10 protein-coding genes and 1 pseudogene are annotated in these 12,188 nt (G+C 57.0%); 4 read left to right on the forward strand and 7 right to left on the reverse strand.

Annotated elements, in window-relative coordinates; translation table 11 throughout:
* Positions 1-290: 290 nt before the first annotated feature.
* Positions 291-1,130 (reverse strand): SDR family NAD(P)-dependent oxidoreductase, encoded by an 840-nt coding sequence (locus ACR0K1_RS22755; RefSeq protein ID WP_480617415.1) that lies wholly within the window; start codon positions 1,128-1,130, stop codon positions 291-293.
* Between the two features lie 69 nt (positions 1,131-1,199).
* On the reverse strand, positions 1,200-2,084 hold the full coding sequence (locus ACR0K1_RS22760; protein WP_480851951.1) for an SDR family oxidoreductase: 885 nt from the start codon (positions 2,082-2,084) through the stop codon (positions 1,200-1,202).
* Between ACR0K1_RS22760 and ACR0K1_RS22765 the strand changes: the two genes are divergently transcribed.
* A complete protein-coding gene (locus tag ACR0K1_RS22765) occupies positions 2,085-3,104 on the forward strand; it encodes a LysR family transcriptional regulator (protein ID WP_480617413.1) in 1,020 nt (339 codons plus the stop codon). It begins immediately after the preceding gene.
* Positions 3,105-3,211: 107 nt separating this feature from the next.
* Here the strand turns inward: ACR0K1_RS22765 and ACR0K1_RS22770 are convergent, their stop codons facing one another.
* The gene (locus tag ACR0K1_RS22770) at positions 3,212-4,132 is read right to left on the reverse strand and encodes a LysR family transcriptional regulator (protein WP_480851952.1); all 921 of its coding nucleotides are present in this window, start codon (positions 4,130-4,132) and stop codon (positions 3,212-3,214) included.
* Between ACR0K1_RS22770 and ACR0K1_RS22775 the strand changes: the two genes are divergently transcribed.
* Together ACR0K1_RS22775 and ACR0K1_RS22780 are read left to right on the forward strand one after the other, a co-directional pair.
* Positions 4,022-5,167, forward strand: coding sequence for an SDR family NAD(P)-dependent oxidoreductase (locus ACR0K1_RS22775; protein ID WP_480617410.1), 1,146 nt, complete (start codon positions 4,022-4,024; stop codon positions 5,165-5,167). The genes ACR0K1_RS22770 and ACR0K1_RS22775 overlap by 111 nt on opposite strands.
* Before the next feature lie 17 nt (positions 5,168-5,184).
* On the forward strand, positions 5,185-5,559 hold the full coding sequence (locus ACR0K1_RS22780; RefSeq protein ID WP_480617409.1) for a DUF4345 family protein: 375 nt from the start codon (positions 5,185-5,187) through the stop codon (positions 5,557-5,559).
* A gap of 192 nt (positions 5,560-5,751) precedes the next feature.
* Here ACR0K1_RS22780 and ACR0K1_RS22785 read toward each other — a convergent pair whose 3' ends face one another.
* Together ACR0K1_RS22785 and ACR0K1_RS22790 are read right to left on the reverse strand one after the other, a co-directional pair.
* Positions 5,752-8,895 (reverse strand): efflux RND transporter permease subunit, encoded by a 3,144-nt coding sequence (locus ACR0K1_RS22785; protein ID WP_480851953.1) that lies wholly within the window; start codon positions 8,893-8,895, stop codon positions 5,752-5,754.
* 12 nt (positions 8,896-8,907) lie between these two features.
* Positions 8,908-9,906: an efflux RND transporter periplasmic adaptor subunit gene (locus ACR0K1_RS22790; RefSeq protein ID WP_480851954.1), complete on the reverse strand. Its 999-nt coding sequence runs from the start codon at positions 9,904-9,906 to the stop codon at positions 8,908-8,910.
* Positions 9,907-10,155: 249 nt separating this feature from the next.
* On the opposite strand from ACR0K1_RS22790, the gene ACR0K1_RS22795 reads away from it, so the two are divergent.
* The gene (locus ACR0K1_RS22795) at positions 10,156-10,797 is read left to right on the forward strand and encodes a TetR/AcrR family transcriptional regulator (protein WP_480617406.1); all 642 of its coding nucleotides are present in this window, start codon (positions 10,156-10,158) and stop codon (positions 10,795-10,797) included.
* 318 nt (positions 10,798-11,115) lie between these two features.
* Here the strand turns inward: ACR0K1_RS22795 and ACR0K1_RS22800 are convergent.
* Positions 11,116-11,241, reverse strand: a pseudogene (locus tag ACR0K1_RS22800) (IS6 family transposase); the annotation flags it as partial.
* 338 nt (positions 11,242-11,579) lie between these two features.
* On the reverse strand, positions 11,580-12,188 hold the full coding sequence (locus ACR0K1_RS22805) for a hypothetical protein (RefSeq protein WP_480851955.1): 609 nt from the start codon (positions 12,186-12,188) through the stop codon (positions 11,580-11,582).

Here is a 12,188-nt window from a genome sequence, read left to right on the forward strand (position 1 = left end):
ATCAATCTAACCACAGATTTTTGGACATACGAGCCTGAACGAAGTGAACACCAAGGCACAAAATCCCACTTTGTTCGCTGCGGCCGGAGTGTTCTGGGAGTATGCTAAAAATCCGCTATGCCCTGCTACCCGTGAGCTCGTTTGTCTCGACGATTTGCTGGTGCAGCGAATGTCAGGTTCGGTGAGCCGCACCGCAGTACTGAAAACCATCGTCCAACGGCAGGAAAGGGCCGTCAGAGTTTTTCTCGGCTGCATTTGCTTTGCTGCGCTTGGAGCATCGGCTGATGCTATCAATCCTCACCAGCCATAAAGGACGAAAAGGCGTCCTTGTAATCCGGGTGCCAGCGGCTAAGCGCGGGTCGATTTTCGATCACGTCCGCCAGGTTCCATGCGATGCGTTTTTCGTCGATATCCCGCGTCACGTCGTTGTCTGGGCACAGGATGTAAAAATCACCCCGGTTCACACTGTCGACGAAGAAATCAACAGTCTGCTCAGCGGTCCAGGCAGAGGCGGGTTTTTTCGGTGCCGAGATCATGCCGGTGTAAACAAAGCCGGGCACCAGCAGATGGGCCGTTATTTGGTGTCCCGGGCCAGTACGTAGTTCGTGTGACAAGGCCTCGGTAAAGGCCTTCAAAGCTGCTTTTGAAACATTATAGGCCGGGTTTCCGGGCGGGGTGGTAATACCCTGTTTTGAGCCGGTGTTGATGATGGCGCCCGGTCTGCCCCTGGCGATCATGTTCGGGGCAAAGACCTGCGTGCCGTGGATCGGCCCCCAGAGATTGACGCCCAGCATATTCTCCCATGGTTCCGCAGTGTCCAATGTGGATGACTTGCCGCCCACACCGGCATTGTTCATCAAGATATCCGCGCCGCCAAAACGGTCATTCACCTGCTTTTCAAGCGCTTCCACTTGCGCGCGAACGCTGACATCGACCTCGGCTGTCATCACTTCCGCAGCACCAGCGGCCCTGATCAGATCTGCAGCGGTGGATAGATTCGCTGCATCCCGATCGACAACAACCACCCGCATGCCCATCTGAGCGAATTTCAATGCGGCGGCGAGACCAATGCCGGACGCCCCACCTGTGATGACTGCGACAGAGTCGGAATGGAATGCGGGATGGGTCATACGGTGCACCTTTTCGATTGCGGAAGTCTGGCGGCAAGCCCGGACGCATATCCGGGCCTGCCGCGCGTGTCACGCGGCGTCAGCGACGGTGGTGTTCAGCGTCATCATGCCGTCCATCCCATAGGCAGTAAAGAGCGCCTTGGTCGCCGCCTCCGCCTGCTCGTTCATCGGGATAACGGGCTCGGCCATGCCGCTTTTGTCCACTGCGTTGCGGAACCTGCGTTCGCCTGCAGGCGTATGGATAACCTCCAGCACCGCATCCGCCACGATTTGCGGCACCTGCAAGGGATTGTCAGCGAGGGACTCTCCCATGCTTTGAAGCATGGCGTCAGGTGCACCGGCGAACTCGCCATAGCTTGCGTCCCGGTCGCGCGACGTCGGAGCGGTAAGGTTGGCGAAGAAATTCGTCGGGAAACCGCCCGGCTCAATCACGGCCACATCGACACCGAACTGGCTCAGCTCCCAGCGATAATTCTCGCTTAGGGCTTCAACCGCCCATTTTGCTGCATTATACGGTCCAAGGAAGGGCACGGTGACACGGCCAAGAAGGCTGGTGACGTTCAGGATCAGACCCGCGCGCCGCTCTCTCATCTTCGGCAACACCGCGCGCGTCATGCGTTGAACCCCAAAGACGTTGACGTCGAAGATGCGACGGAAATCCTCACCCGAGAAGTTCTCCTGCAGACCCTGAGCACCGGCACCCGCATTGTTGACCAGAACGTCGAGATAGCCAAAGGCAGCCTCGACCGCGGCGGCACCTGCTTCGACCGACGCGTCGTCGGTCACGTCGATATCGACCACTTCGACACCGATCTCACGCAACGCTTTTGCTGCGTCCTGGTTGCGCCCGTCCAGATCGCGGACTGTTCCGGCGACGCGATGTCCGGCCTTGATCAAGTCAGCCACGATCAGATTGCCAAACCCGCTGCTGGCCCCTGTGACGATAATGTTCATTTGCTGTCTCCTGCGTGTGATCCCGGTCCAGGACCGTCTGATGAGCTGAAGTTAGGTATTGCCAACAGAAAGCAACAGACGTATCAAAATGAACTAATGGTTGTGAATATTAGAACAGTTGGCATACCTGCCCTCATCAGCTTTCACAGCGTTGCGCGCCTGGGGGGTATCAGTGTTGCGGCCGACCATCTGAATATGGCGAAATCCGGGGTCAGCCGGCACATCTCGCGGCTTGAAGAACATTTTGGTGTAAAGCTGGTCGTACGCAGCGGCAGGTCAGTCAAGCTGACCCCAACAGGCATCCGGCTGCATCAGCGTATTCAGTCTATTCTGGCCGACATTGATCTTCTCGATGACATTGCCCGCGAAGCAACCGGGGATGTGTCAGGGCAGGTCAATTTCGCGGCCACCGCTGAATTCGGATCGCTCATCGCCTCGACGCTGCTTCCGGCGGTGCGAGACAGGTTTTCCGATCTCACTTTGGTCATGCGTCCGGCTTATGACTTTGAAGATATGCAGGATCCGAGCACGGATCTGGCCTTTCGCATAGGCACGTTCGACGATGACCGGCTGGTTGCAAAAGAACTCGGCAGCTTCAATTGCTTGCTGGTTGCTGCACCGGAACTTGCAACACGATCGCCCGTCAGCGCACCAAACGACCTGAAAGACAAACCCTGCCTGACATTCCGCAGCGATGTCGCAGAAACCACCTGGACCTTCTTCTCGCCCAAGGCCGTGTCACCGGTACAGGTCAGCGGGCCGTTTGCGACCCGAAGTTTCCCGGTGTTGTTCGATCTGGCTGTCGCGGGACGAGGCTATGCTTTTCTGCCAGAGTTTATGCTGGCGGACGCCCTGACTGATGGTCGGCTGGTCAGATGTCTTCCCAACCACGTGTCGCGATCCTATTCGGTGTTTTTGACCTATCGCCCGGGTACGCGGCGCATTGCGCGCGTCGACGCGGTCGCGTCGCTGGCTGAGAATTTGATCCCCGCACTTCTTCAGGATGTAGGATCTGAATAGGAAATTGGTTCAGGACCCAAGGCATCATTGCCGAAGGCAAATTGAATGACGGATTGTGCCGCAGGATTGCCAGTTTTTCGTTCCCGCGCACATGCAGCACTTGACCGCTAAGTGGGTGATACGGTGCCCGAAACCCAGAACTCGTTTCGTCTGGATCTGACCCGTTCGGCAAGGAAATCGACGAATAGTCGGACCCGTGCCGTGTTGCGCAAATCACGATGCAGCAAAAGCCAGATGCTGCGATAGGGCATTGGCTTTTGGAACGGTGCGCGGATCAGCTCAGCGTGTCGGTCTCCGAGGTTGCAGGCGAGATAGGCCATACCTAGGCCAGAGGCCGCCAGCGTGATCAAGGGGACCAGTTCAGAAACCCGGTGTTTTAACGTGGCTTTGGGGTAGTAGCTGTCTTTCACCCATTTCGCGGTAGTCGCGTCTTCGGGCTCGTGCCAACCAATCAGGTGCAGGTCCTCTCCGCCATTGTCGCTGATGCGTTCGGCGTAGCTGCGGGTGCAATAGGCTGCCTGGGACGTCTGGACCAGCTTTCGCCCGACCACGTCGTCCGTCACCTCGCCGGCAATCCGCAGGGAAACGTCGGCTTCCCGGCGCATCAGGTCGCGAATATCGTTTGTGAAATTCATGTTGAGTGTAATGTCTGGGTATAGATCAGCGAAGGCGGCGAAATCATCCATCAGCGACGTCATCGCCAAACCATGGGGAAGTGTGACGTAGATCGTGCCTGAAGGCTGAGCGTCACGGCCAACGATGACCCGGGACGCAGCTGTCATTTCCGCCTCGACCCGTTCGGCATGAGGCATCAGGTCCTCGCCAAGTTGTGTCAGTGACAAGCCGGACTTGGAGCGGTCGAACAACCGGCTGCCCACACGCTCTTCCATAACCGAAAGCCGCCTGGTCAGGGTCGTATGGTTGACCTGAATGCTATCAGCACCACCCCTGAGCGTTCCGGTTCGGGCAACAGCCAGAAAGTATTTCAGATCGTCCCAATTGAGGGAATGGCTTTCCTGTATCGACATGCACCATATGTTTCATTCCTGAAGCCTCATGTCCAGTTTTTGCTATCTACAGTTCATTTTTGCGCCGACCTATCTTTGGTGCATCAAACCGGACACCAAGGAACCTACATCATGAATCCGATCCATTCCGTCTTGATCACCGGAGCAAATGCCGGGCTGGGCCGCGAGGCCGCTCGGCAGCTTGCCCTGCAGAAGGGCATCGACAAAATCTATCTGGCTTGTCGCAACCGGACCAGAGCGGAGGCAGCCAAAACGGCGCTGGAAAGTGAAACCGGACGCAAGATTTTTGAATTGGTCCTTCTGGATGTTACCGACCCGGCTTCGGTTCGCAACGCAGTGGCCAAGCTTTCCACCCCGATTGACGCCGTTATTCTCAATGCCGGTGGTACAGGCGGGCGGGAGCCCAACACGTTCACTAGCGCAGGCGTGACCAACATCTTCGCCACCAATGTTCTGGGCCATGTGGTGCTGGTGGATGCGCTATTAGAGCGCCAATTGGTGACATCCACTGTTCTTTATGCGGGATCTGAGGCCGCGCGGGGTATTCCAAAAATGGGAATGCACCGCCCCGATCTGTCCGATGGAACCGTAGAGGAGTTCAGGTCAATCGCCGATGGCAGCAAGTTTGGCCCCCAGGGCGATCCGATGCAGACTTATGGTTATGCCAAGCTGACGGCGATCCTGTGGATGGGGGCGATGGCGCGTCAGCACCCGCATGTCCGTTTTGTAACCATGAGCCCGGGCGGCACGGCCGGCACCTCGGGCTTTGACGATCTGCCGCTGATGAAGCGCATCTTCTTCAAACATGTTGGCGGGGTGTTGATGCCACTTTTTGGCATGATGCATAGCGTCGAGGTCGGAGCAAAACGTTATCTGGACGGGTTGCTGAACCCCGAATTCAAAACCGGTCACTTCTATGCCAGTCAAACCGGCTATCCAACGGGGCCGGTCGTAGATCAGGCCGGCATTGATGGCGCTCTGTCAGACATCGCTACGCAGGACAACGCCAATCGGGCTTTGCGCCAGTTGGCCTGAACCCAAGGAGACTAGAAATGGAAACCACACTAAACATCCTCGTCATTCTTGCATCCCTGATGCTGGCGGGGCTGGGCGCCCTGTCCATGTTCGCGCCCCGGCGTATAGTCGCCAATTTTGCCATCGAACCGGTGGGGACGGCCGGACTCAGCACGATCCGTTCCGTGATCGGTGGGCTGTTTCTGGCTTCGGTGGCACTTCTGGTGATCGGCCTGATGACCGGCCAGACGCTCAGCTATGTTGCCGTTGCAATCCTGATGGGAGCCGTAGCGCTTGGACGCATTGCCGGCCTTCTGACCGACGGGTTCGACAAGGCGGTTTTGCCACCATTGGTCGCTGAACTTGTGATTGCCGCGCTATTGCTCACTGCCTACTACCAGTCGTCTGTTTAGTCGGTCGACAGGAAATGGGCGGGTGTTGTAGGCCAATCCCTGCCGTCCACATCCGAACAAGGTGGGCATATCAGCTGGATGCAGCGTCGATGCCGGGGTGAGAAAAAGATCTTGCCGAAAACCTTGGGGCCTATGGCGGTCAAATGCAGCTTTCGGCGAAGAGAATTTCGCCAGCAGAAATGATCGCAACCCTCATTCTGCGGCCAGCCTGAGTACCGCGTTGTCGGAATCGGGATTTTGGTGAGTGGACAGATGTCGTTTTCCAAACCGTCCCCGGTAGACCAATGCGAAAACCGGTGGCGTGAAGTAAAAGGACACGACGGTCGACAACAATACGCCACCGGCGATCGCCACTGCGAATGGCGGCCAGAACGCGCCGCCACCGAGGATCAGAGGCAGGAACCCGCCAAAGGTCGTCACCGTTGTCGAGATGATGTGGCGGCTTGAACCGGACACAACCCGCGCCATGGCAATATGATCGCCGCGGCTTGCATCAGGGTCCTTTTGCAAGCCGGTTAAAATGATGATCGCGGCATTGACGGACACACCGATTGAGCCGATGACGCCGATAATCGCCGTGATGCCGAATGGAAACTGCATGATGGCCAGTGACAACATCGAAAGTCCCGCGGACAGGACGCACACCACAAGGGTTACAACGGTCAGCCGGAATGAGTTGAATGTCAGCACAATCGTCGCAATGGACAATGTGACGATCAAGCCAACGGATGCTAGCAGATTCCCGACGGTGTTGGACCGGGCGTCGCTGTCGCCACCCAAGGACATGGTGTAGCCTTGTGGCAGCACAAATCCTGACGCATCGAGCGCCGCCAATACATCCTGCAAAGCCTCTTCGGGTAATACACCCGGGACAATAAATGCCTGAATGGTGTTTTCGCGAATGCCGTCTGTTCGCGTTATGACGCTTTCGGCCGGTTCAATAACGGGGCGGGCCAGTTCTGACAGCGGCACGGCGGGAAACACGCCGGTCGCCGAGACGGCGGCCGCGTTCGGCAACAGGATGGGCATACTGACAATTGCGCTAAGATCCGACCGGACCTCGTCACCCAGACGCACACGCACAGGCAATTGTTCTGTTCCTTCGATCAGCGACCCGCCGGTAACGCCCACCAGCGCGGAATCCAGCTGTCGGGCGATATCCGCCACGTCCAGCCCCAACAAGCGGGCTTTGACCTCATCAATCTCGAACCGGATTTGTGGGTTGCCGCCGTTGACGCTGGCCCGGGCCTGGGTCACCAGATCAAGATTGGCCATGATCGAACGCACCTCATCGCCCAGCTTGCGAAGAACCGTGATGTCCTGCCCTTGTATGTTCACCTCAACCGGTGCCGCGACGGGCGGGCCCTGCACCAGATTGCGCACGATAATCTGAGCGTCGGGAAATTCTGTGTCCAGTTGGCTCTGCAATGTGCCAACCATACGTGCCGCGTCGTCAGCGGTCTCGGTTGTGATCATGGCCTGCGCAAAGCCGGGCTCGCGCGAGCGGTTGCCGACAATATTGTAGTAGAAGGCAGGGCCGGATTCTCCGACGGTCCAATAGACGCTTTTCACCCCCTCATCCGCCAGCAGCATTTCGTCGATCTGTCGCGCGGTTGCTTCGGTCTTGGCGATTGATGTGCCACCAGGCATATCGACTTCGATATAGAATTGGTTGCGGTCTACGCCGGGAAAGAACTGCGCCGTCAGCGTTGGAAACGCCACAAAACCCAGCACTGGTAAAATCAAGGCCAGGGCGATGGATCGCACCGGGTTGGCGACGGCAAAACGGATAGAGGCTTCAAACAGGCGCGCAAGCAGAGGGATGCTGATACCGCGGCTCAGCATCCCGGCATCGGCGCGGTCTGACAAAAGCCAGCCCGCAATCGCTGGCGTCACAGTCAGTGCAACAAGCAGCGACCATACCAGCATAAGCACCACAGAGATGGCGATGGCGCCGACAAAGTCCCCGGCAGGTCCGGGAAGCAAGATCATCGGTGTGAATGCAAGCGCGGTTGTGACAGTCGATGCCAGCAAGGGCGCGGCCAGTCGGCGGACAGCGTCCCGGACGGCCTCAGGGCGCGCCATTCCTTCCTGCAGGCGACGCCGAATTTCGTCGGTCATAACAATGGCCGCGTCAACGAGCAAACCCAATGCCACAATCAGACCTGTGACGGACATCTGGTGAATGGGCAAACCGATCATGTTCATCGTGGCCAGAGTCGCCAATGAAACGACCGGCAGCACCAAAGCGACAACCGCCGCGGCGCGCACGCCCAGCGTTACGAACAGCACTGCCACCACAAGCGCCACACCGATGGCCATGTTGATCCCGACCTCTGTCAGGCGGTCCGTCGTGTATTGGCTTTGATCGAAAAGTAGAAGTTCCTGAATGCCCAAAGGCACCGAGGCGCCGCCGGTCTCAAGTTCGTTCCGTAGAAAACCGGTCCAGCGGTCGATCTGAACACCGTCTTGTGCCAGAACGCCCACCAGAACAGCGGGCTTGCCGTTGGCGAATGCGATGGACGACTGCGGATCGCGTGCGCCTCGGTCGATGCTGGCAATATCTCCCAGCTTCACCACAGCGCCTTCCGCACTTTCGCGCAGGACAATATTGCGGACACGGTCCAGGGTCTCGATCTCACCGCTGATGTTGATCGTGAGATCCACATCGGAGTGCAGTCGCCCCGACTGAACTTTGCCATCGGCTTGTGCAATTCGTCGGGATATCTCGGCAGCGCTGAGCCCCAAGGCTGCCGCCTTATCCAATTCAACACTGACCAGAACTTCTTCGTCCGGCAGACCAAAGTAGTCGACGGCCCGTGTCGCAGGTATCGCGCGCAGCCGGTCGCCCAGTGTTTCGGCGTGGCGAGACAGCAAAGTAATCGGGAAATCCGGAGTGTCTGCCGCCACCGCGATGACCGCAGAATAAGCGGAAATACCTTCGGCGTCGAAGTCCGGAGGCAGCACGCCCACCGGGAACTTCTGGCTGGCATCCTCAACCGCATCTCGCGCTTCAGCCCAAACCTGTTCGATGGTGGTCTCATCCAGCGTTTCAATCAGCTCGACAGAGACAACGGAAACGCCCGAACGGGATACCGAGCTGATTTCATCCACTTCGGCAATTTTGCGAAGCTCTTCCTCGATTTCCGCCGTGACAAGGGCTTCGACGCGCTTAGGATCTGCGCCCGGAAACTTAGTGGTTACGGTTGCAAAAAGGTTGGTGATTGTGGGGTCTTCTTGCCGGCCCAGCGACAGGAACGACGATAACCCCGCGGATACAAGCACCAGGATGATAAGAGCGACAAGCCGGGGGTGGCGAAAGGTCAGGGTTTCCATGGGATCGCTCCGCTACTGGCCGGTTTCGAAGGCGACACGCTGACCAACGGTTACACGCTGTGGTCCCTGATCAATCAGAACCGTGCCGTCTGGGAACGCTCCACGTACAAAGACGCGGTCATCTTCGGCGTGAAGCACTTCGACCGTGGCCAAACGCACGGTTTTTTGACCGTCCGCCACCAACAACGTCCACTGGCCTCTGTTTCCTTCCTTTAGCGAGGTTGTCGGAACCCAGGTTCCTGCGCTTTGAACCGGTTCGATGACATGCACACGTGCAGTCTGACCGAATGCAATATCCGGCTGATTTTTCAGAACGAACAAGGCTGTGCGGGTGCGGGTGACCGGATCAATATCGGGCCGCAGGGTCGCGAGTTCTGCCTGACGTCTTTCACCTGCTATTTCGATCTCGACATCCGATAACAGGGCGGGCGCGACGTCCAGCGGTATTCCAATCCGCACCTGCGGGGACACGACCTCGACCATGCCCAGCACCAGTTCGCCAGAGCGCAAAGTCTCGCCTCCATCGACGTGGCGTGAGGTAATTTGCCCCGCAAATGGTGCCTTGATGCTGGATTTTTCGTTCCGAACCGCCACGTTATGCAAGGCTGCATCAAGCTCGCCAATTCTGGACGACAACTCATCCTGTTGCGCCAGCGCCTCATCCAGCCTTGCCTGGCTGGTAAAGCCCTGTTCGACTAGCTTTGTATTTCGTCCGACCGTTTTCTGCGCAAAGCTTAGCTGTGCAGCAATGGCATTTCGCGATGCGGTCAGGCGGTCGCGTTCAACCTTTAAAAGCGCGATATCCAGTGTCGCAAGAAGCTGACCCTTCGCCACTTCATCGCCCTCATCCACCAGGATCTGATCCAAAGTACCGTTCAGTTCGAATGACACATTTGCCGAGCGCTGCGGTTCGACCTGACCGATGAAAACGCGATCAACAGTATACTGCGACTCGGACCTGATCGGTGTGACGGAAACAGGGGTAACGGATGCAGCATCCGGTGCGGGCACGGCGTCCGCTCGGCGCGTTAGCTCGGAGGTTCCAAAGAAGACCGCGGCTGATGCAATGGCGATAACGCTGACAGTCACCCCTAACCGGAAAGTAGCGCGCAACATGCGCGAAAACAGGCTTTGCCGGATGGGTTCAGAAGAAGATTTCGCAGGATTCGGCATTTTGGGACCTCATCAAGTTAGTGCATCTAACATATGTTAGAAGTTCTCACTTTGACAAGTGTTACGTGATCTGCCACATGTTGGATCATGACGAGCACAGAAAAAACCTTGGCCACAGCCAGCAAAACCGGCCACCGATCCGTAAAGAAGAAATCGTATCATCACGGTGACCTGCGCGCGGCACTCATCGAAGCGACCCGGCAGCTGGTGGAAGAAAAAGGCCCGGACAGTTTTTCGGTTTCCGAGGCTTGCAAGTTGGCGGGGGTGTCCACTGCAGCACCCTATAAGCACTTCAAAGACAAGACAGAAATGCTTGTCGCCGTCGTTCTTGAGGGCATGGCCAGGCATCGCCAAAACATGCTGACTGCGCTCGAGGGTATACCTGAAGGATCGCCGGAACGTATCACCGCCATCGGAATGGAGTATATTGCATTTGCGCAGAACGAGCCGGGAGTATTTCGGCTGAAGTTTGGCGGATTCACAGATCGCATCGCCGACCCTCATTTGGAGGTGGGTGGACAACAGAGCTTTGGCATTCTTTTGACCGAAGTTGCAAAATGTCTTGGCGAGCAGGGAATCACGGACGAAGTGCGCCGCCGGGGGTTTCTGCTATGGAGTTTCGTGCATGGCCTGTCGTTCATTCTGCAAGACAAGGGGCTCGCAGAAAAAGGTTCGGAATTCGAACTGCACGATCTTCTTGAGGATGTTTCTGAGAGAATGCTGAGTTGATAGCACTCCCGTCAATTTCAACTCGATCGACCAAATCCAAAAAAAATTCTCAAACACGGAACTGGGTCTGCGGGCCTTCGATTGCTTTGGTCCGCCATGCGTACCGTAGGTGAAGCAAACATCTCGCCGACGCAGCGAATGGCAGCAAAGCAGGCTGCAAATGCAGCAACGAGGTCAGTTGCCGGATGTCCGTAGTGGGCCGGTTTGGGTCGTGCGTGAACACTGATGTGGGTCTGTCGCTTGTTTTACTGTTCGGATGTGAGGCGTTCCCGGTTAGATATCAGGAGCGCCACAAATATCACTCACGTCATACTCGGTATGCCGTGTAGCCCAACGGTTCAGCGTCGTGTGATCTATCGCAATGCCACGCTCGGACATGATTTTTTCAAGATCACGGTACGACACGCCATATCCGACGTAGAAGAACACAGAAAAGAGGATCACATCCTTAGGATATTGCGCGCCTTAAAACGAGATCATGAGCTGGCTTTCGACTAGTTGGGACCGAATGCCATCCACGCGCTAGACCCAAACGCGTCAACAGCCAAAGCTATGCAACAGAGCCCTCGTTCTGCTGGTTGTTCCATCTGTCCAAGATTGTGTCGCAATTTCAGGACCGGCCACGTTCGGTCTGGCACGGGCAAATGGTACTGCGACCTCGGCAAGCAGTCGGAAGCCGGATGCCGTCGCGTTGGTCACCGGAACTTTGGCATGAACCGGTTGGCGGCCTGACGAAGGTGCCTAAGTGAAACCTGAAAGAGGGTGGTTTTCCGCCTGATCGGTCATAAATTGTGACTGCGCGGCCCCTGCGGTTCAGATGCCTGCTGGACAGTCAATCGCATCAGTTCTTGAAGCTCCGCGTCGCTTTCATGTGCGAGTGCTCCTGCAATCAATTCAATCAGTTCTGGCGAACGGACCAGATAGGCGGCAAAGACCGCGGATTTTCGTGCGCCGGCAAACTCGTCCGCGAGCGCCTTTTGCACCAGCGAAGTCAACTGTTCATGATCAGAGCCAACCGGTGCCACCTGAGCAAGCCGCACCAACCGTTCTTCCAATGCACGCCCGGAAAGCGGTTGTGCGTCCGACAGCAACTCTGAAAAGCTCTGAACGTCAATTTGCTTGCGTATTCGATTTGCAAGGCTTTCAGCGTCGGCGTCTGATGGCGCAGCAATGTCAATGCGAAGAATCTGGTTCAGGGAATCATCCGACAGGAACACGATGATTTCACCGGATTCGGAAATCCATGTGATTTCTGTTGTTCCATTCCCGTCATCTACTGGCGGAGCGCGGTCAAATTCCCCCAACGCGGTGGTCGCGGACTTGATTGCGTCAACGGCTGACGTCAGATCGTATTGAGACGCCAGAAGGCGGATTCTGAGTTGGTTGGTCAT

This window comes from Ruegeria sp. F5 (assembly GCF_056533845.1).

Coding starts and splice junctions, on each gene's coding strand:
- ACR0K1_RS22755 (WP_480617415.1), bottom strand. CDS start 1,130: ATGACCCATCCCGCATTCCATTCCGACTCTGTCGCAGTCATCACAGGT.
- ACR0K1_RS22760 (WP_480851951.1), bottom strand. CDS start 2,084: ATGAACATTATCGTCACAGGGGCCAGCAGCGGGTTTGGCAATCTGATC.
- ACR0K1_RS22775 (WP_480617410.1), top strand. CDS start 4,022: ATGGTTGACCTGAATGCTATCAGCACCACCCCTGAGCGTTCCGGTTCG.
- ACR0K1_RS22770 (WP_480851952.1), bottom strand. CDS start 4,132: ATGTCGATACAGGAAAGCCATTCCCTCAATTGGGACGATCTGAAATAC.
- ACR0K1_RS22780 (WP_480617409.1), top strand. CDS start 5,185: ATGGAAACCACACTAAACATCCTCGTCATTCTTGCATCCCTGATGCTG.
- ACR0K1_RS22785 (WP_480851953.1), bottom strand. CDS start 8,895: ATGGAAACCCTGACCTTTCGCCACCCCCGGCTTGTCGCTCTTATCATC.
- ACR0K1_RS22795 (WP_480617406.1), top strand. CDS start 10,156: ATGACGAGCACAGAAAAAACCTTGGCCACAGCCAGCAAAACCGGCCAC.
- ACR0K1_RS22805 (WP_480851955.1), bottom strand. CDS start 12,188: ATGACCAACCAACTCAGAATCCGCCTTCTGGCGTCTCAATACGATCTG.